Annotated in this window: 19 protein-coding genes and 1 pseudogene; 5 read left to right on the top strand and 15 right to left on the bottom strand. The window is 30.5% G+C overall.

Annotated features, from left to right (window positions below):
- Window positions 1-2: 2 nt before the first annotated feature.
- Entirely contained in the window at window positions 3-563 is a 561-nt protein-coding gene (locus tag CHL78_RS14265; protein WP_094367133.1) for a GNAT family N-acetyltransferase, read from the bottom strand.
- Between the two features lie 66 nt (window positions 564-629).
- The gene (locus CHL78_RS14260; protein ID WP_094367134.1) at window positions 630-1,400 is read right to left on the bottom strand and encodes a hypothetical protein; all 771 of its coding nucleotides are present in this window, start codon (window positions 1,398-1,400) and stop codon (window positions 630-632) included.
- 590 nt (window positions 1,401-1,990) lie between these two features.
- Here CHL78_RS14260 and CHL78_RS14255 point away from each other — a divergent pair.
- A complete protein-coding gene (locus CHL78_RS14255) occupies window positions 1,991-3,247 on the top strand; it encodes an agmatine deiminase family protein (protein WP_094367135.1) in 1,257 nt (418 codons plus the stop codon).
- Between the two features lie 290 nt (window positions 3,248-3,537).
- Here CHL78_RS14255 and CHL78_RS14250 read toward each other — a convergent pair whose 3' ends face one another.
- From CHL78_RS14250 to CHL78_RS14240, 3 genes are all read right to left on the bottom strand, one after another.
- On the bottom strand, window positions 3,538-3,738 hold the full coding sequence (locus CHL78_RS14250; protein ID WP_094367136.1) for a DUF6440 family protein: 201 nt from the start codon (window positions 3,736-3,738) through the stop codon (window positions 3,538-3,540).
- A 66-nt stretch (window positions 3,739-3,804) separates the two neighbouring features.
- Entirely contained in the window at window positions 3,805-4,242 is a 438-nt protein-coding gene (locus CHL78_RS14245) for a cytidine deaminase (RefSeq protein WP_094367137.1), read from the bottom strand.
- Window positions 4,243-4,418: 176 nt separating this feature from the next.
- Window positions 4,419-4,943 (bottom strand): GNAT family N-acetyltransferase, encoded by a 525-nt coding sequence (locus CHL78_RS14240; RefSeq protein ID WP_094367138.1) that lies wholly within the window; start codon window positions 4,941-4,943, stop codon window positions 4,419-4,421.
- Between the two features lie 288 nt (window positions 4,944-5,231).
- Here CHL78_RS14240 and CHL78_RS14235 point away from each other — a divergent pair, with 288 nt between their 5' ends.
- Window positions 5,232-5,621, top strand: coding sequence for a hypothetical protein (locus CHL78_RS14235; protein ID WP_094367139.1), 390 nt, complete (start codon window positions 5,232-5,234; stop codon window positions 5,619-5,621).
- A gap of 302 nt (window positions 5,622-5,923) precedes the next feature.
- Here CHL78_RS14235 and CHL78_RS14230 read toward each other — a convergent pair whose 3' ends face one another.
- From CHL78_RS14230 to CHL78_RS14200, 7 genes are all read right to left on the bottom strand, one after another.
- Window positions 5,924-7,489, bottom strand: a complete 1,566-nt coding sequence (locus tag CHL78_RS14230; protein ID WP_094367140.1) for a Na+/H+ antiporter NhaC family protein — start codon at window positions 7,487-7,489, stop codon at window positions 5,924-5,926.
- 45 nt (window positions 7,490-7,534) lie between these two features.
- Window positions 7,535-8,650, bottom strand: a complete 1,116-nt coding sequence (locus tag CHL78_RS14225; RefSeq protein WP_094367141.1) for an ATP-NAD kinase family protein — start codon at window positions 8,648-8,650, stop codon at window positions 7,535-7,537.
- A gap of 100 nt (window positions 8,651-8,750) precedes the next feature.
- Window positions 8,751-10,322, bottom strand: coding sequence for an aminomethyl-transferring glycine dehydrogenase subunit GcvPB (gene gcvPB, locus CHL78_RS14220; RefSeq protein WP_094367142.1), 1,572 nt, complete (start codon window positions 10,320-10,322; stop codon window positions 8,751-8,753).
- A gap of 51 nt (window positions 10,323-10,373) precedes the next feature.
- Window positions 10,374-11,771 carry an aminomethyl-transferring glycine dehydrogenase subunit GcvPA gene (gene gcvPA / locus CHL78_RS14215; RefSeq protein ID WP_199534062.1) on the bottom strand — a complete coding sequence of 466 codons (1,398 nt, stop codon included), beginning with the start codon at window positions 11,769-11,771 and terminating at the stop codon, window positions 10,374-10,376.
- Between the two features lie 40 nt (window positions 11,772-11,811).
- Window positions 11,812-12,591, bottom strand: coding sequence for an SDR family NAD(P)-dependent oxidoreductase (locus CHL78_RS14210; protein ID WP_094367143.1), 780 nt, complete (start codon window positions 12,589-12,591; stop codon window positions 11,812-11,814).
- 110 nt (window positions 12,592-12,701) lie between these two features.
- Complete coding sequence (locus CHL78_RS14205; protein WP_094367144.1) at window positions 12,702-13,031, bottom strand: hypothetical protein; 330 nt, start codon at window positions 13,029-13,031, stop codon at window positions 12,702-12,704.
- Between the two features lie 311 nt (window positions 13,032-13,342).
- On the bottom strand, window positions 13,343-15,199 hold the full coding sequence (locus CHL78_RS14200) for a DNA primase family protein (protein ID WP_094367145.1): 1,857 nt from the start codon (window positions 15,197-15,199) through the stop codon (window positions 13,343-13,345).
- Window positions 15,200-15,412: 213 nt separating this feature from the next.
- Here CHL78_RS14200 and CHL78_RS14195 point away from each other — a divergent pair, with 213 nt between their 5' ends.
- Entirely contained in the window at window positions 15,413-15,838 is a 426-nt protein-coding gene (locus CHL78_RS14195) for a hypothetical protein (protein ID WP_158540706.1), read from the top strand.
- A gap of 32 nt (window positions 15,839-15,870) precedes the next feature.
- Here CHL78_RS14195 and CHL78_RS14190 read toward each other — a convergent pair whose 3' ends face one another.
- The 3 genes from CHL78_RS14190 to CHL78_RS14180 all read right to left on the bottom strand — a co-directional run bounded on the left by CHL78_RS14190 (window position 15,871) and on the right by CHL78_RS14180 (window position 18,662).
- Complete coding sequence (locus CHL78_RS14190) at window positions 15,871-17,592, bottom strand: DNA polymerase domain-containing protein (protein ID WP_094367147.1); 1,722 nt, start codon at window positions 17,590-17,592, stop codon at window positions 15,871-15,873.
- Window positions 17,593-17,705: 113 nt separating this feature from the next.
- Complete coding sequence (locus tag CHL78_RS14185) at window positions 17,706-18,155, bottom strand: DUF669 domain-containing protein (RefSeq protein WP_243446449.1); 450 nt, start codon at window positions 18,153-18,155, stop codon at window positions 17,706-17,708.
- Between the two features lie 45 nt (window positions 18,156-18,200).
- A complete protein-coding gene (locus CHL78_RS14180) occupies window positions 18,201-18,662 on the bottom strand; it encodes a hypothetical protein (RefSeq protein WP_094367149.1) in 462 nt (153 codons plus the stop codon).
- Window positions 18,663-19,030: 368 nt separating this feature from the next.
- On the opposite strand from CHL78_RS14180, the gene CHL78_RS14175 reads away from it, so the two are divergent.
- A complete protein-coding gene (locus CHL78_RS14175; protein ID WP_158540705.1) occupies window positions 19,031-19,489 on the top strand; it encodes a helix-turn-helix domain-containing protein in 459 nt (152 codons plus the stop codon).
- A gap of 24 nt (window positions 19,490-19,513) precedes the next feature.
- Window positions 19,514-19,744, top strand: a pseudogene (locus CHL78_RS14170) (hypothetical protein); the annotation flags it as partial.

The raw sequence follows: 19,744 nt of genomic DNA, 5'->3' as shown, positions 1-19,744 counted from the left end.
TACTAATCCCCTTTATAATCTTTTGCTAATAAAGCATACATAGCATAATCACAAATTCCTTGATTATTTATATCTGCTTGTCTCATTGTACCTTCATATTTCATGTTGCATTTCATCATTACTTTTCCTGAGCCTGGATTGAGAGGGTCATGCCTTGATTCAATACGATTTGCTTTTACTTCATTTATAAAGAATTTAATTAAAGCATCTAGTGCTTCTGAGGTAATTCCTTGATTCCACCATTTTTTTCCTATACAGTACCCCACATGAACCATTCCTATTTCTTCATCTTGGCGAACAATGCTAATAGTTCCTATAGGCTCATCTTGATTTGATTTTAATACAATTGCCCATTGGTAAAAATCTTTTCTTTCATATTCATCAACCCACATTTGTATAATGTATTTTGAGTCTTCAATACTTTCCATTGGTTTCCAAGTTAGAAACTTCGTAACTTCTTCATCACTTCCCCAGTTTTTGTACACTGCCTCTGCATCTGACATTTCAAGCTTTCTCAAAATTAAATTTTTAGTCTCTATTCTTTTCGTTCCCTTATGGTTCATACAGTACCCCCTGTGTATTCTCTAATACTAATTTTCTAATTAATTTAAATTTATAAAATACATTATCTAAATAACATACTCTGGAATTACATATTTGACACATACACACTTCCTCTTATTATTTATTTTAATTGTATCTGCATTTGGAAATTGTGTGCTATAAGTATTATCTTTCATCTCACCCCAAAAACCATCATCAGGCATAAAGAATCTATGCATAACCTCTTTACCATCTTTTCCTATATAAAAATCACTTATTTGATTCTCTGCGCACATTAAAACCAATCTAACTGTATCAAACTCTTTTCCATTTATTTGTACTTTATATTCCCCAACTATGTCATACACACCATATTTATCCGATGAAGTTATCAAATTTTCTTCATTGCATGTTATTATACCTCTGCTCCTTAAGTTAATCTCCATCCCAACATTATTCTCTCCTTGCGCCCAATGCTCCATAAAGTGTTCATCTTTAAATGTATAAAAATCCCGATGTCCATCTGGATACTCTTCTATATATGCTAATGGTCTTATATGATTTTCTTCAACCCTATCAAATGAAATTACTTCATACTTTTTATCATCCATAGCATTGCCGTAACTACTTACATTTTCAAAGCATTCTAATCCATGTATTTTTGCCTTTCCCCTAATATAAGATTGATTTACAACTATCAACCCTTTGTTTTTCATAACTTCGTATTCTGCATAGCTGACTTTTGCTCCAAGTTTAGGTTCCATAAAACTAGCTAATCCTTGCCTGTATTCAACCTCTCCATACTTGCTTACTTCAGTTATTGTTATTTTAGGCAAATCATTTGGAAATTTACACATACTAATTCTCCCCCTTTTTATTATTCAAACTACTCTTTATATCTTCTATTTTTTTAAATTATTGTAACCTAACATCATAAAAGCTTGATGAACAGCCCATGCTTGATGTTCTAAATACATACTGTCACAGCAGTTTTCTATCTTTATCATCTGCTACTAAAATTGCATATGCACCTACTCTATCCTTATACTGCACACCATTAATTTTTTCTCCAAATGATTTCTCTAATATCATGTTATCCCCCTTGTAATATATGCTTATCTGTTATATATCTTAAATGTCCACTAAAACATATGATTTGGTGAGCATATTTAATTGTTCTATAGCATATCTAAAAATTATTTAAATTACTAGCCAAACTTTGAGTTAGTTCTTAAATTGTAGTTTAGGATATAATTAGGCATTTAAAATAAAGTTAAAGCCCTTGGGGTCCAAATAAATGGATTTTAAGGGCTTTTTTACTAGAGTTCTTAAAATAATTTTTTAAATTCTCCTCTTGCATATAGTGTAACACTATACCTTATTATAAACAATATAAGTTAAAAACTCAATTAAGAGCATACTAAAGTATACAAGAGGAGATAAAGAAATGAACAATATAAATGAAAAAAAATTTAGATATGCTGGAGAATTTGAGCCACAGAAAGCAGTTATGATTTGTTGGTGTGGGGAAAAATATTCAGCAAAGGGATATAACGTTCACGATGTTTTTGTACAAGTCATAAAGAGCCTTATTGATGAAGTTGAAGTTTTTGTAAACTGTGGTATAGAAGGAAGTATTACAAATTGTAAAGAAACATTAGTAGATGCAGGTGTAGATATAAGTAAAATTCATTTTACACAATTTGAAGATAGCCTTAATTGGTCTCGTGACTATGGCCCAGATATTCTTACAGATGACAATGGGAATATGCGCCTTATAAACTTTAAATTCAATACTTATCAAGAAGAAGAAGAGACTCATGAAATCTCAATTGCTGCTGCTAAAATAGCACCACATCAAGCAATTGAACTTGGTTGTTTTGATATTATAAATTCTAACCTTATTTCGGAGGGTGGTGATAAAGAATTTAATGGTAGAGGAGTGCTTATGACTATTGAAGATACTGAGGTAACAAAGCGTAATCCACTATATTCTAAGCAACAGGTTGAAGATGAATTTAAACAACTATTTAATGTTGAAAAGGTAATCTGGATTCCACAACCTACTTTTGATGATGAAAATAGATTTGATGGAGTATTAGATGTAGTAGATGGAGAAAATGTGTATCGTTCTGCATCAGCAAATGGTCATATTGATGAAATGTGTAGATTCATAAGTGAAGATACTATCTTACTTGCGGAGATAAGTGATGAAGAAGCAGAACAATTAAACTCTGCTAAAATTACAAAAGAAAGATTAGATAAAGCATATGAAATTTTAAAAAATGCTACAGATATTAATGGAAATCCATTTAAAATATTACGTATGCCTTGTCCAGATCCAATATATGTAACAGCAGAACCTGGAGATATCTTACATGATACTTGGTGCTACCTTTGGAATCATCAAAAGTCTATAGGACTAGTTGGAGATACATTAAAAGATGGTTCTCAATTCCCAACTGGAAAAATTAAAATGCAACCAGCTCTTAGTTACTGTAATTTCCTTATTGTAAATGGTGTTGTATTAGGTCAAAGTTATTGGAAAGAAGGACTACCATTATCAATAAAGAGAAAAGATGAACAAGCCAAAAAGGTTTTAGAAACTATTTTTCCTGATAGAAAGGTAATTACTATAAATACAACAGCTCTTAATATTTTAGGAGGAGGCATTCATTGTATTACGAAGAATATTTCTAATTAAAATATTAAATAAGCTTAGAATTATAAATACTACATATAGAAAAAGTTATAAGTTAATTATTGAAAATCAGAATCTATCAAATCTTAAATTCTGATTTTTTTGTTCCTAAATAAATGTGTTCCTAAATAAATGGTAAATAAAATATATCTTTTAGTGTCCAAAAAAAACATTACTTTTATTTCTTAAATAACTTTTATTAGAGATAACTATTAACAGAGTAATAAAAGTTATCTCTAATAAAAGTATATAATAACATCTGTTTTATTGAACATTTAAATAAGATAATAATATTATTTTACTTCTACGCTACCTAAATTAATAACAACTTTTCCTTCCTTATCAAGTAAAGGTGTAATTCCACCTCCATTTGAAGTTCCACTATAGAAGTATTGAACGCCTGTCTGCTTATCAACTATTATTTTATTAGTATGATGCCAACCAACGTTTTCATAGATAACATCAAATCTATCATCATCATTTTTCTTTGACATACTACATTCCTCCATTAAAATTAATTATTCTTAAATATTAATCGTTAATTTAATTATATCACTTTATTATTTACTAAAATGCTCTAACTCTTCGGCTGGGTAAGCATCTGTCCAATGATATGGTTGCAATTCATTCAATGTTACAAACTTCAAACTATTATCTAAAGTAGTAACCCCTACCTTAACATCAGTTCCCCAAAATCTTAACCTTTCTTGGCATATACCACATGGTGAAAGTACTTTAAATGGACTATTTTCATCATCTCTTACAACACATAAACAATGAGTTACTCTAACATTATACTTATGTGCTTCACACATTGCTCCTACTTCTATACATAAAATCACACTACTATTAGCCGTATCAATTGGAACACTAGTAAAATATTGACCATCTTCAGAGTGTATTATAGCAACACCTCCCCATCCTGTAGGGTATCTCTTTGGAATAAAATCAATTGCTTGTTGATACATTTCTTTTTCTATTAGACACTCTTGGTTCATTTATTATCCCCCCCCTTTATCTCTAATCTTTTTATTTTGAATATCCATTTAAGTATAACAGAATTTTTAAAACTAAGTCTCCACTAAAACAAATGCTTTATTGAACACTAAAGGAACAATACTTTTAATATGTATCGCTCTCTCAATTTCTATTTTATAGATTTTTATAATTATGTTTATTTGCTAAAGTCTTCTTTTGATAAAACTAGTATGCATTGACCATCTTTAATACAAATCTCTTTAAATCCTGCTTTCTTGTGACCCTTTATTGCATATATTCTTTCGATAGGTATATCATTTCTTAACTTATCTACTCCTAAATCATTAAATGCCTTTTCTGCAAGTAGTATTAATCCTTTTGTACTATATCCATTTCCTCTATGTTTATCTTCAATAACTATTCCAATACAATGAGCATCTTTACTTTCTTCATACCTAAAACTTATATCCCCAACAAATTCTCCTGATATCTTATCTTTGAAGTATGCATAGTATTTATCAGGTTGACCATTGACCCACTTATCATACCACTCATTCCAATATTTTTCTTCAAAATAAATGCAACCATTGTCATTATTATAATTTTCAAGCCCAAGTTCATAACCTTTATTATAAGACATAGTTTCAGGTTGGGCTAAAATACATTGTCTATAATCAAGTTCTTTTAATAATGGTACATGTAAACATAAATTATTATACATAAAATCCCCCTAAATTCTTATCTGAAATCTAACATAAGTATATCAGAAAATTTAATCAGTATTTTTATGTAGTGTTCACTAAAATAGATGTTTTCTTGAACACTAAAAAGTTATATCAAAATAGATATACTAAACGATAAAATTACTGTTAAATCCTTTTTCTAATAATATTCTTCATAATAAAATCTGTTTTAGTATACACTTTTTTAGATGTGTATAATAATTAAATTTACTTGGAATAAATATATATACAGTTTGAAATTTTAAGTCAATTGGAGAATGTATAACATGTTTAAAAATAAATTTATTTATTCATTTTTAATAATAACTACAACTACAATGTTATTATTTAGTTATATCCAACACCCCAATAGAAATCTAATTTGTAGTGCTGAATATATTTCAAATAATGATTTAAAAGATGAAAATATTCAGCTTAAGTATAAAATTGAAACACTTGAGGGAACTATTGATATGCTTAAGGATGCATTGAGGGAATTAGGAGCTACTACACCAGATGATGCTGTAAATATATGGTCAAAAGGTATACAAACAAGAAATGGATATTTACAATATTATGTTTTATGTGATGACATGAAATATAAATTTAAAGAAGAGCTATCTAAATCTCAACGCCTTTCTTCTTGGGTAACTGGCTACTCAAGTCCATGGGTATAAAGTTATAATGTTGTAAATTTAGAAAAAATAAATTCTTCTAAATACAAATCTACTATCAATTTCAATTGGGCAACTTCTATGGGACCGTATAAATCAACAGAAGTTATTGTTACTACAACTAAAATAGATAATAAGTGGTGTATAAGTGATATACTCTGGAATGATACTATGAAAAAACTTATATTTTAACATATTTAGGGAGTGTATATTTATTTAATACTCTCTATCTTTATTGCTCAAGAAACAAAAGGGCTGTCGCTCATGATTAACTTTAATCATTTTGCAACGCCCCCCTTTACATTTTATTCTTTATCAACTACTAGATCATCATCTTTTAAATTTCTAGAATTAATTTTATTCATGATATAAACAATAACAAATAACATTAGTATCCCAAGAGGTAAAAATACATATGGTTTTAATCTAAATATACCTATTAATAATAATATTATAAAAACCACACTTGATACTGTAAGACCATATGGTATTTGAGTTCTTACATGATCTATATGGTCGGCACCTGCAAATATTGATGCCATAACTGTAGTATCAGATATTGGAGAGCAGTGATCTCCAAATATTGCACCAGATAGGGCCATTCCTGGAACTGCCATTGCAAATGTAGCATCACCTGTAACTTGATAAACTAATGGTATAGCTATAGGTGTAATTATAGCCATAGTTCCCCATGATGTTCCTGTTGCAAATGATACTATCATTCCAAGTAAGAATATTACTATAGGAAGAATCCATGCTGGAACTGCATCACCTAATGCCCCAACTAAAAAGCCTGCAAGACCCATTTGCTTTGTTACTTCTCCAAGTGACCATGCCATAAGTAGAATTGCAGCTGTTAGTACCATTAGTTTTAATCCATCCATAAAAGTATCCATAGTTTCTTTAAAGTCCATAATTTTATATACAAGCGCAAGAGTAACACCACTTATAGCCATTGCAAATGAACCCCACAAAAGAGCTGTTACTGCATCTGCATTTTCTAGAATTCCCATAAAGCCTACTCCTGCTCTACCTGTATATATAAACCCAAATATTGTAGTAATTATCATTGCTATAAACGGAATTATGAATGTAGCAAGTCTTGGTTTGACATCCTTTGGCTCTCCAAGCTCGCTACTAACATCTAGCATTGGTTGGGCTTCATCACTACAAAACTTCCCAGTTTTCATAGCTCTTCTCTCTGCTTTTAACATTGGACCATAGTCAAGACCTGTTATTACAATCATCCCAACAAATACTAAAGTAAATATAGCATACATATTATAAGGTATACTGCTTATGTATGCTTTCATAGGGCTTACTGCAATTCCTGCAGCAGCTAACCCTTGACTTATCATACCTATTTGAAAAGCTATCCAATCTGATATGAAAAGTGAAGCTGAAGGAGCTGCTGTAGAGTCTAGTATATAAGAGAATTTCTCAGAAGATATTCTTTCTTCCTTTGCTATATCTCTAAATACGTTACCATCGATTGCAGCTATTAAACAGTCATTTATACTTATACACATACCTAAAATCCATGCACCTATTCCAACTGTTCTTCTACTTTTTATTTTCTTTCTTGCCCATATAGAAAGTGCTCTACTTCCACCCATTTTCCATATAAAAGATATTCCTACTCCCATAAACATTGTAAACATTATAAGTTTTGCATTTCCTGGGTCGCATAACTGATTTACAATTGTATCAAGAGAAAAAGATGTAGCTGAGAAAATATTTCCTTTATTTATTATAAGTCCTGATGCAAATACACCAGCAAACAATGACGGTATAACCATCTTTGTCTTAAAGCACATTGCAATAGCAATAATAGCTGGTACTAATGCCAATATTCCATAGTTCCCTTCCATAAATAATCCTCCTTATTATTTTATTAATAGGAGTTTTTTTAATAGCTACTTTCTAACCGGATAAACTATTTCATCCTTATATCCTACTACTATTTTCATGTATCCATTTAGTAAATTATCTACTTCTTCACTAAATGTATCTACATATAGAGGTTGAAATTTTAAACTTTGTAATTTATATAAGGTTGATACTACGATTATATTATCTCGTCCGACTTCTCTTATTACATTTGCACTTATTTGTTGATTTCCTCTTCCTAATAAGTATCCTTGCCCTCCTGTAGGTGTTATTACTAACTTACAATTGTTGTCTTTTGCAATTTGTAATATATCATTTTCGTTAGCATCTAACCTTAATATTCTTTTATTTTTTATTATATCAACTCCAAGCAGTGTACTTTCTAGATTTAAAGTATCCAGTACAGCTCTTGTTGTCGTTCCTGGTCCTATTATGTATACTACATCTTCTTTCATATAATCTGTTATATATAATCCTATAGCCCTTTGTGATGCTTCTTCACTTAAAGGAGTTGGAGCTTTTTTATTTTGCATTGACCTTTTTTCATTTGGCACATTTAAATATCCATAAAGTTTAGTGTTTACTTTTCCTAGCCTATACTCTGCTTCATCAATATCTACCACTTCTTTTTTAGAAAAACCTTTTATATTACCCTTTATGTATTTTAGGGTAGTTTCTCCACCTATTTTAGGATTTATGGCATATACTGGTGAGTGAATTTTTACACCTGCTGGTATTCCAATTGTAACTAAACTATCACCTACACCTTTATAAATATCTCTTGCTGTGCCATCTCCACCAACAAATAATAATATTTTTATATTTCTGTCTATCATTAGTTTACATGCAGATATTGTGTCTTCACTACTTGTTTTACCTTTGTTTTTATTAAATATTACTTCTACATTATACCCTAATTCTCTAGCTTCATTTTCGCCCATATCTTCAGAGCATGTTAGGATCTTTATTTCTTTTTTTAGAGAAAAAAGTTCCTCCAAAGCTCTTTTTGCTTTTATATTTGCTTTAGGTTTTGACCCTAAACTGATAGCTTTATTTAATACGTCTTCTCCATCTGTTCCTTTAAGACCTACACTTCCACCCATTCCAGCTATAGGATTTACTATAAGACCAATCTCTATCAAAAAAATCTCCCTCTCTTTTGTATAAAATTATAGACACATCTATGAAAGATTTTTATATTCATAATGTGCCTATAATAATAGATTTATTTATTTTTACTGATTAAGCTTTTACAAGAGTATTTTTCTTCTTGTATGCTCTCCAAGTTATAGCCCATTTATCACTATCATCAAGCTCTGATTCATCAACCTTGTGAATACTACTTCTATATGGCGCATTTATTGCTATACTTGAATCTTCATACGCTTCATCAAGTACATAAGTAAGTGTATTTATATACTCATCTATATCTTCCTTAGATGGAGTTTCTGTAGGCTCTAGTGTTACTGGCTCTTCTACGTAGTATGGATGATGACTAGTCCAGTAGTGCATTCCAAAGTCCATCATTCTTCTTTGTACATCTGCTGTTGAAACACCTGTATCATCTTTTAGTTTTTCAAGAGTATATCTTACTTGCTCTATTCTTTGTTTTCCTCTTATGTATGGAGCGTCTACTGATTTATGCTGCATTAGTTTATTGTATAGATAGTTATTATTTAGTACTGCAATTTTTGCAACTTCATATAATCCATCTGGACCTAAGCTTCTCATCCAAGCATATGCTTTTAGTACAACTTGAGGTACTCCACTAAACATTCTAACTCTTCCTATACTGTCCTCTAAGTTGTAGTTTAAGAAGTATTTGTCCTCCTCTTTGTTGTAATCTACTAGTGGGCAAGGTAGGAATTTAGATACCTTTTCAACTACTCCTACTGCACCTGTTGCTGGACCTCCACATCCATGAGGAGCTGAGAATGTCTTATGTATGTTAAAGAAACACATATCAAATCCAGCTTCCTTAGCTCTAGTAACACCTAAAAGTCCATTTGCATTTGCTTGGTCATAACAACAAAGTCCACCAACACTGTGAACTAAATCTGTAAATTCTTTTACTCTTGGGTTGAATACTCCTGTATCTTCAGGGTTTGCCACTATAAATGCAGCTGTTCTTTCAGATACTGCCTCTTTGAATGCCTCAAAGTCTGGGTATCCATTTTCATCTGGGAATATTTTTATTATTTTATATCCTTTTACTGCTGGAGCTGCTGCATCTGATGGATGCGAGTATATTGTAGTTATTATTTCATCTTTTATATCTGAGTCTCCATTTTTATCATGATATGCTCTAACTAAAGATGCCATAGTCATTATAGCCTGACTTCCACCACTTGGCTGGAATGTGAATCTATCCATACCAGATATTTCTTTCATATATTCTTCTGTTTTACTCATTATTTCAAGTATTCCTTGAACACTTCTTTCATCTTGATGTGGGTGAAGTTCGCTCATTTGAGGCATTCTTGCTAATTTTTCATTTATTTTAGGACTGTATTTTACAGTACAAGTTCCTTGACCTATTTCTACGTTTAGATCTGCTCCTAGTGTTTGTTGTGAAAGTCTTAAGTAGTGTCTTAATACTCTATGTTGAGCTATTTCTGGTAGATCTATATTTTTTCTTCTAAGGCTTTGTGGAAGAACACTGATTCCATCCCCTATACTTTCAACAACTTCATCTTCTGCGTATGGAGGTATTACGCCTCTTTCTCCCTCTTTAGATAATTCAAATATTATCGGCTCATCCCATTTCGCTTGATGAAAGTTTCTAACTTTACTACTTCTATCTATAGTATTCATATTATCATCCTTTCTTTTTACTTTCTTTTTAAAAAATTTGCTTTGCTCATTTTAATTTAATATATCTTTTAACTCTTCAACTAACGTATCTATCATTTCTTTTGTGTGTATTTCTGTTACACAATATAATGCTGATTGACCTAACTCTTTGTAATCTTCACTTAGATTTTTTCCAGCAAATATATTTCTTTTCAATAATTCATTGTTTATTTCGTTTACTGTCTTATTAGTTTCATTAAAATCAAGTACAAATTCTTTAAAGAAAGGAGACTTAAATCTTATATTAACTCCTTTAATTTCACTTAGTTTTTTAGCTGCATATTGGCAATTTTGCATTATACTTTGTCCAACTTCATACATTCCTTTAGGCCCCATAAGTGACAAATATACACCTGCAGTTATTCCAAGTAGTGCTGATTGAGTTCCAACAAACTCTTTACCTTTTTCTCTTAGATGACCAAAAGATGTTCTATCATATGCGACATCTCCAAATCCATACTCACCTTCTACATCAGTTGGTGCTATACCAAATAGTCTAGATGGATATTCCATAACAAATTTTTCTTCATCTCTTGTAGATATAAATCCTGATTGACCACCACCAAAGTTCATATGATTACCTAAAACTTGTAAATCTCCTACTACTATATCTGCACCATATTGGCTAGGTGGAGTAATTACACCTAGTGATATTGGATCAACTCCTACTATACTTATAGCTCCCACGTTATGAGCTATATCTGATATTTCTTGTCCTTGAGTTTCTATAAAACCTAGGGCAGTAGGATTTTCTATGTAAATCGCACAAACGTTTTCATTAATTTTAGATTTTAAGTCTTCTAAATCTAGTAATCCTGTTTCTTCATCATAGTCTACAAATGTAAAGCTTATATCTGGATCACAGTAATTTTTCATAACTAAAAATCTTTCTTTATGTATAGTTCTTGGAACTAGTGCTTCTTTTCTTTCATTTATTCTTGATGCCATTCTTACTGCAGTTGAAGCAGCTTGAGATAAATCAAAAGTAGGAACACTTACTACATCCATATCTACTAATTCTCCAACTAAGCTTTCATATTCAAATAAACTTTGAAATCTTCCAAAATCATTGTATGGTTCTCCACCATAAGCTGTTAGAAATTCTGATCTTGTATTTACTTCATCACATACAGCTGGTATATAATGTTGATAGCATCCATATCCTAAGAAGTTTAAATTATCTTCACAAGTAACATTTTTCTTTAATAATTTTTCTATATGATTTTTTAGAGCGTATTCAGAATGGATTGCTTTTGGTATGTTCATTTCTCTTTTTAATTTTATTTCTTCTGGTACTTCACTATGTAACTCTTCTAAAGAACTTAGTCCTATTTCTTTTAGCATTTCATCTTGTACTTCTTTTACTGAGTTTGGAATATATGGATGTGAATTTAAGCCTTTTATAGACATTTTATTACCCCCTATTATATATTTAAAGAATTAATAATTCTTATGCTATTCCCCCACCATCAACTACTATTGCTGCTCCTGTTACCCAAGATGATAGGTCACTTGATAGGTAAAGTACTGTTTTTGCTATATCTTCTGGTAATCCTATTCTTTCAAGAGGTCTACCAACTGCAGAATCTTTGAAGAACTCGTCCCTTTCAAATCCTAATTGATTTCCTTCTTCTTGTAGCATGTTTGTAGCAGTGTCTCCTGGGTTTACAGTGTTTACTCTTATATTATCTTTTCCATGATCTATTGCCATTGCACGAGTTAGGTTTACTATTCCACCTTTCATAGCACAGTAAGCTGCTGCCTTATCTCCACCTTTTAGACCCCATCCTGAACCTGTGTTTATTATGCTTCCACCACCATTTTTAGCCATCACTGGTATTGCAAATTTAGATAGTAAGTATGTTCCTTTAAGCCCTACACCTATTACAAAGTCCCATTCTTTTTCTTCTAGCTCTACCACTGTTTTTCTTACAGTTACACCAGCATTATTAAACAATATATCTATTCTTCCATAGTCTTTTTCTATTTGAGATATAACTTCCTTACAATTATCATGTGAAGTTACATTACATTTAAAGAATTTGGCTTCTCTTCCTTCTTCTACAATCTTTTGAGCCTCTTTTTCTCCATCTTCATTTATATCTAGTAGCATTACTTTTGCACCATATTCCGATAGTAGTTGTGATGTAGCTAGTCCTATTCCTGATGCTGCTCCTGTAACTACAGCTACTTTGTTACTTAGATCTAGTACTCCTCTTTTTTCTAACATAGTATCCTCCTTTTTAGATAAAATACTGTCTAGTATTTTATCTTTTACTAAATACTATGATTGTCCTCTTAATAACATTCTGAATATTTAGTATTTTTCAAAATATATTCTTATTTCTTTTTATATTTTCCTTCAATTTTTATTGTATAAATAGCTATAAGCATAATCACTCCTACAATAAGACCTATCGTTGAAATTATAAAAAGCGGAGAATTTTGTCCTTCTCCTAAGAATGGTGTTCCTAATAATATAAGGAAAAAACCAAATGAACACCATAGTTTGCCCAAGGCTTTGTTGTAAGCTTTTATATTTTTCTCTTCTATTTGAGGTTTTTTTCCATTTGTCCAAAATCCAAAAGCGACTTCTTTTTTAGATTTAATACAGTAAATTCCTTCCCCAATAAAGAACATTCCTAATAGTACCCATATTATAAAAAACATTGTTCCCCCCATTTTGTAACCAAAGATACAGCTACTTTTAAATAATTTTGATTACACTAAAAAACTATGAAATTTCAATACTTCAACTATATTAAAACCACAAGAAAACTATATCTATAATATATAATTTCTTTATATTAATCGAATTATTTTTTTTATTTTATTTTTATTTTACCCTATAAGGAAATTTCCTTTAGTTTTTTAGTTACAAAACATCCATAACACTTGCTATTACTAGGTTTAAAGATGTAAAAAAAATTTAAAAACTTTAGTTATATCTAGTTTCCCTCCAAAAAAACTATTGAAAACACTTAATTTACAGTATAAATTTTAGTTACATTCCCATTTATTCTTATCATTTTATTACTACTAAAACCTTGTTTTCGCACTTCCTTACCAAAGATAATCTTTGACAACGACTTAAGACCTGACTCCGCACACCACAGTTGATACCTTCTATAAATATCATTTACTGATTCATTTTCTATCTTATGATTTTTTGTAAATAATGTCACCGGATTATTAATCTCCTCATACTCACACCAGATTTCATTACAAGCCTTACAATTAGTAATACTTTTCTTATTAAGTATCCTATAAAGCCCATCAATTGAAATTTTCAGCAAATACTCCATGGCATCTTTACTTGTAAGCTTGTCCTTTATAAAAGGCTCGTAGTCATCATCTTTTTTACTAAATACAGCATTGAATGGAATAAAAACCAAACGCCTCTTAAGGCCAACACTCAAGTCATTAATACGTGGCAACTCATTAGCACTAAATATCAGCTTAGAGTAATTTTTAAAATCATATGGATCTATTCCTTTTTTCTCAACATTAACTTTATCCCCAGTTACTAATTTTTTAAAAGTACTGTCATCTTGAATATATTCACTACTTATATCGTCTCCTATATTTGCTAATTTCCCTTCCAATTGAAAAGTCTTAAACCTATCTGACAATTCCTTAAGTGACACTGCACTAATATTTGCCTCCCCAAGCAATTCATTTATAAGATGCAGTAATGTTGATTTACCATTTGACCCGTTACCTGTCAGTATAAAGCTCTTTCCTATCTCATTACGTCTAAGTAAAGTATATCCTATCATCTCTTCTATTACTAAGCGTAAATCCTTGTCATTACAACATATTTTGTCTATTGTCTTATCAAGTAATTCATGGTAAGCAGATGGATTATAATCGTACATGATTTTATTTTTTATAATGTATTTAGGAGAGTGCTCAAGTAGCTCTTTGCTTTCTAAATCAAATACACCATTATTAAATACTATATGCCTAGTATCAGATAAAGCTTTATTATCACAAATTAGTTCTAAATACTTTAATATTTCATTTCTTGGTGTTTTTGTGGAGTTTTTAATATACTTTAACATTACTTTTTCTATATCCAACAAATTACCTGAGTAATAACCATCTTTATAAATATTTAATTGATTATTGATTTTTACTATGTTTTCATTTTCTATTAAATATTTTGTTAACTTTTCATATTGAAGCTTCTTGTCTATATAAAAAGATTCTTTAAAAAATGCCTCATCCCTTAAAATTGTATCTATTTCATTGTCACTTAGAGGTTCTTTTAAGATGTATTTGTTTATTATCTTTATAGTTTCCTTTATCTCTTCTTTAGAAAAACCTGCTGACTGAAGTCTTAAAATATAGTTATACAAAGTTTGATTTCTCCCATCTCCCTCTTCCATATTTAAAAAATCAATACAAGTTTTATCTAGTGGTGCTAACCAAGAAGGTAAGTAGTCAATCTCATCACATTTTTGTAGCCAATTACGCTCTTTACCATCTATTTTTATAGGTATTACTGCATTTTGAGAGCCTAGTCCAACATCTACTTTTACCCCTATAGCTACCCAATATCCCTGCTTTCTCCTGTCTATATTTCTGTTTAAAAAGTAAAAATGCTTGCCCCTTGAGGTTTCTACTACATTGCACTTGATATTTTGCTCCTTTACTATTTTAAACACAATATCTGACTGTTCTTTGTCATCAATATCTATCTGTATAATATTATTTTTAAGTACTGCCCCATAACTATTTAAATTTTCAACATCTGATATATTATAAAACTCACTCCTATTTTTGTATGCCTCAGTTGGCTTCTTTCCTTTAGTTGGTATATATCCTTTAAACAACTAAATCCCCCCTTTTTAATTTTACGTGGAGATTATTTTCTCCACTAATTTATATAGAATTTCTTAATATATAAAAATTCTATCTTTTTTTCATTATTTCACTTTTTTTAGTGTCATTTCGACACCTTGCACCATATATTATCTTGTACAGCTTTTATTTAACTTCTCTGATAAATCTAAACTGTACTAAATAATTAAAGGAGTGATTTTTTTATGTATAACTATAATAACGAGGATAAATATATGAACAATTGTAACTGTAATAATGACTATATGGAAAATGATTATATGAATAACGATTATATGAACAATGATTATATGGATTATGGTAGACCTAGCTACAATGACAATGATTGTAAATGTAATCATAAAAAACCTGAGCACAATGATTGCGATTGTAAATGTAGTTGCAAGTGTAGCTGTAAGTGCAATAGACCTAGTCACAATGATTGTGATTGCGATTGGGACTGCAATAAAAAACCTGAACATAACAGACCTGAGCACAATGAGTGCGATTGCAATAAAAAACCTGAGCATGACCGTTGCAAGTGCTTTGAAAACTGTGAATGCTGTAAGAGATGTTGTAAATGTGGTTGCTGTATAAAATGGATCTGCAAAAATCCTTGTAAAAAATATTAATAATTAAATTTATCAGGGCTATAGCATTTATGCTATAGTCCTATAAAATCTCTTATTCTTTTATTTGCAACCTCAATATAATACTTCCTATCAAGCTTAAGTGGAGTATTTACATTGTTTATATCTCCATTTTCAATAAAACATCTCTTTGAAGTATTGCCTATCTTTTCAACCCTATTTAAAAGCTCTGGCTTCTTACCTATTTCAGCATTTGATGCTTTTACCTTATATACACCCATATCCAATTTTGACCTTGATGCAAAGACTCTTATTACTCTCTCTGATAGCTTTTTATCACCATGTAATCCATATTTATATTTACCACTTATTTTTACTATTTTTTGAAATTCTTTAAGGTTACTACAGTTATTTATAGTATATTCTACTGGGACATTTTCTATAAAATAATCCTTAAGTGCCTTATTAACTATTGGTAAATCATTGTCTAACTGATTTAACTCTTTTACATAAGCTCCCTTTGACTTTATATCTCCATTTTCCATTACTAGCAGATAATTATTTACGTCCTTTTGCACTATCTTTTTAATAATATCGTGATCCAAAGTCATCCTTGTTCGCCTACACCACTCATCACATATTTGTTTATATAAATATAAATCATCTTTTGAATTTAACTTAAAAATAACACCATCAGTATTGCTTTGTATTAATTCAAAGTCATCTTCTAACTTTTCGATTAAATCCAGTAACATCAATTGACCGTTAACACATACGTTATTGGCTTGCCTTGGGTCAAATAATAGACTCAGCTTGTCTTTCATAGCTCCATATGTGCTGTTAAGCACTATCTTAAATATTTGCTGTTCTTTCTTTTTCCCTTCATTTTTCAACTTCATTCTAGTGTCGTATACTTCTTTATATTTATTTTTATCCCTAATATTTCTAGATTGAAAATTATACTCTAACATCAAAGAGGGATAAAAACTACAAATATCAGAGTTTACAAATATACCTTCATCAACGTAGGTATTTCTTGCTCCATGAAGTCCTCCCCAGGCAAAAGTATGATTTATATTGGCCACTTTTATATTTATCCTTTTGTTGTAGTCTTTGTTTAGTGGGTCTTTGTACCAATCTATGATATGCTTGTATTTACTTAGCTTTATTGTGTCTACTATCTCATATTCAAACTCATCTTCATGTTTTATTTCTGTAGCTTCAAGTATTATGGCACTTAGCTGAGATTTTGTTTTGTTTATACACCTAAGAGGTAAATTGAAGTTTTTTATTAATTCTATATGTGCATTAAACTCTTCTATTTGATTTAAAAATACCTTCATAGTTTGCCCTACGTCGTGTTCACAGTAAAATACAACTTCTTCAAGCTCTTTATCTGTAAGCTTTCTGTCTATGTCAAATGAAACAGTAGTCTCTCTTATATCATTTCCCATAAATCCTTCTAGCTTTTTAAGAGAAATGAATCTGTTTACCATTACGTCATAGTTGTATAGTTTTATCTGACTAAAAATTTTTGAGTACCTCCATCCGCCTTTCCTTTTGACTATTATAAAGTCATTTACCTCCTTTGGGTTAAAATCACATAAGATTGCTTTTAGTATGTACTGATCGTAACCTCTTGAGTTGTACCCTGCCCAGATTTCTTCTTTGTGGTCTTCGTAATATTTTTTTAGTTTATCACTATTGTTTACTATGGTCGTAGTGGTTTTAGTGTCAGTATCTTTGATAACTACTAACCAGTCATGTTTAAATACCTCAAAGTCATAAAATAACATTATTATGCCCCCTTCCCACTAGGAAGTTATTTGTTTTATAACTTCCTAGATTTGCATATAGTTTGTAACTTTATAGATTTATATATAGTTTATAACTTTATAGATTTCTACCTTTATTCTTCAAACACATCCGATATCTTACAAGTATTGTATCCATTTTTATTCTTTCCATATTCTAAGGCGTATTTTAACTTACCATCAATAGCTTTATATATATCTAAAAGTAAATCATTATACTGTTTAAAATCTTCAAACTTAACATCTATTCCAGAGTGTAATGTTCTTAAAAATTCATTGGCATTATGTATTCCAAATCCCGTAGTCAATGCTTGATTGTAAAAAACAAAAGAGTTTTTATATTCCCCATCCCCTATCTTCATCCAGCAGCTTAGCATTGGGTCATTTTTCTTACTCGCCTTTAATTCAAGCCTCTCTACTTCTACCTCGTAAGTCCCTTCTACTACTTCCTTGAAGCTATCTCCACCGTTTTTGGCTACCTCATCTACATCTTTCTTTAAACCATCTACATCTACTACCTTGTCAAATTGCTTCCATATTTCCATAATTAAATCCCCCTTTATATTTTGTATATAATTTAAATTTCATAATTACTTCAGCTTAAAATTAATATTTGCTCCTATTATTACAGGATCACTGTACTCTTTGTAAGTACCTGGAAAGTCTTTTTTAAACCTACTACTGTCAAATCTAGTCCCCATACAACCCTTTACATATATTATATCCACGTTGTCATCTTCAAATTTATCAACCCCATATATCTCCATCTGACTCAATAAATCTCCCTTAAGCTTGTCCCTTAGAGATGATAGCATTTTTACTTGATACTCAACTATTCTTAGCTCATCTATAGCTGTAGCATTGTATTCTACAAAATCATTTATTGATGGCTTAAATTCAACATACTTAAGTGAATTTTCTAAACACATCCTGCACTCTTTCTCATCCTCACCTTCCCTACATATTGGAAATACAGGTAAATCAAATTTAATTGGACAATTATGTCCATATTTTTCTAAAAACTCTTTTCTTGTATAATCTTTAAATCTCATTATCCTTCCCCCTTAGCAAATTCATCTCTTGCATATTACGCAAGTTCCAACTTAAAAAAATATCAATTTTTTCATTATATCCACCCCTCTTCACATCCTCTTGCATGTTGAGCAAGTTGTTGTTGATATAAATATAGCACACCTAAAAAAACCTTGTCAATAACATTATGCAAGTTTTTTGTATAACTTTTTTAATTATCTTGCATACTATAAAAACTTAATGTACTATTAAAATATAGAAGGTTTACATCTTCAACTATGTTTTAGCTAGTTTTTAGCTGATGTGCAATGTGCATCACTTAAATTTACAGGTAAATAAAAATAAGTTGATACTTATGATACTAAACCAAACGTTTGGAGGTAATATAATGGATTTTAATGCAGAAGTAGGTTTGAGGATTTTTAATACTCGAAAAAAGCACAAATTATCTCGTGCTGAACTAGGAAAAAAAGTAAACTTGCACGAAACTACAGTAAAGAGATATGAAGATGGGCACATCAAAAGTCTAGATGTAGAAAAATTAAAAGAATTTGCACAAGCTCTAGATTTAGATCCAGCAGAGCTTATAGGATTGAAAAATGATGCTGAGGGTGCATCCTCTTTTTATCCAGTAAATCTTAAAGAACAAAAGCTTCTAAAGCATTTTAATAAATTAAATGAAAACGGCAAAGATGAAGCAATACAAAGGATTATGGAACTTACTCTAGTGCCTAGATATAGTTCTCATCAAGTTGAAACTATAGCTGCACACAATGATTTCACATCACAACCTAATGAGTTGAGTAAGATTAATGAGGATATTGAAGATATGAAAAACTGGGAATAGTCATATACAAAGGGGGGATACAAATTGAACACATATGAAAAGCTACATCAAGAGGCTTATGATGATGGGATAATGGTTAGGGAAGTTGTTCTAAAATCAAGTTCAGACGGATTATATTACAACAATAAGATAGCGATTAACAAGGAAAGATTGTCTACAACAAATGAGAAAATATGTGTTTTAGCTGAGGAATTAGGACACCATTATACTAGCTATGGTAATATTTTGGATTTGTCAGATACTAATAATTCAAGG

Origin of the sequence: Romboutsia weinsteinii (assembly GCF_002250835.2) — a bacterium.
Taxonomy (GTDB): domain Bacteria; phylum Bacillota; class Clostridia; order Peptostreptococcales; family Peptostreptococcaceae; genus Romboutsia_A; species Romboutsia_A weinsteinii.
Note: the sequence above shows the minus strand (reverse complement) of the source record. Positions and strands in the feature narration are given on the sequence as shown.

What these genes read in the sequence shown, in the direction of transcription:
- CHL78_RS14265 (WP_094367133.1), bottom strand. Translation starts at nt 563, where the DNA reads ATGAACCATAAGGGAACGAAAAGAATAGAGACTAAAAATTTAATTTTG.
- CHL78_RS14260 (WP_094367134.1), bottom strand. Translation starts at nt 1,400, where the DNA reads ATGTGTAAATTTCCAAATGATTTGCCTAAAATAACAATAACTGAAGTA.
- CHL78_RS14255 (WP_094367135.1), top strand. Translation starts at nt 1,991, where the DNA reads ATGAACAATATAAATGAAAAAAAATTTAGATATGCTGGAGAATTTGAG.
- CHL78_RS14250 (WP_094367136.1), bottom strand. Translation starts at nt 3,738, where the DNA reads ATGTCAAAGAAAAATGATGATGATAGATTTGATGTTATCTATGAAAAC.
- CHL78_RS14245 (WP_094367137.1), bottom strand. Translation starts at nt 4,242, where the DNA reads ATGAACCAAGAGTGTCTAATAGAAAAAGAAATGTATCAACAAGCAATT.
- CHL78_RS14240 (WP_094367138.1), bottom strand. Translation starts at nt 4,943, where the DNA reads ATGTATAATAATTTATGTTTACATGTACCATTATTAAAAGAACTTGAT.
- CHL78_RS14235 (WP_094367139.1), top strand. Translation starts at nt 5,232, where the DNA reads ATGTTTAAAAATAAATTTATTTATTCATTTTTAATAATAACTACAACT.
- CHL78_RS14230 (WP_094367140.1), bottom strand. Translation starts at nt 7,489, where the DNA reads ATGGAAGGGAACTATGGAATATTGGCATTAGTACCAGCTATTATTGCT.
- gcvPB (WP_094367142.1), bottom strand. Translation starts at nt 10,322, where the DNA reads ATGAATACTATAGATAGAAGTAGTAAAGTTAGAAACTTTCATCAAGCG.
- gcvPA (WP_199534062.1), bottom strand. Translation starts at nt 11,771, where the DNA reads ATGTCTATAAAAGGCTTAAATTCACATCCATATATTCCAAACTCAGTA.
- CHL78_RS14210 (WP_094367143.1), bottom strand. Translation starts at nt 12,591, where the DNA reads ATGTTAGAAAAAAGAGGAGTACTAGATCTAAGTAACAAAGTAGCTGTA.
- CHL78_RS14205 (WP_094367144.1), bottom strand. Translation starts at nt 13,031, where the DNA reads ATGTTTTTTATAATATGGGTACTATTAGGAATGTTCTTTATTGGGGAA.
- CHL78_RS14195 (WP_158540706.1), top strand. Translation starts at nt 15,413, where the DNA reads ATGTATAACTATAATAACGAGGATAAATATATGAACAATTGTAACTGT.
- CHL78_RS14190 (WP_094367147.1), bottom strand. Translation starts at nt 17,592, where the DNA reads ATGTTATTTTATGACTTTGAGGTATTTAAACATGACTGGTTAGTAGTT.
- CHL78_RS14185 (WP_243446449.1), bottom strand. Translation starts at nt 18,155, where the DNA reads ATGGAAATATGGAAGCAATTTGACAAGGTAGTAGATGTAGATGGTTTA.
- CHL78_RS14180 (WP_094367149.1), bottom strand. Translation starts at nt 18,662, where the DNA reads ATGAGATTTAAAGATTATACAAGAAAAGAGTTTTTAGAAAAATATGGA.
- CHL78_RS14175 (WP_158540705.1), top strand. Translation starts at nt 19,031, where the DNA reads ATGGATTTTAATGCAGAAGTAGGTTTGAGGATTTTTAATACTCGAAAA.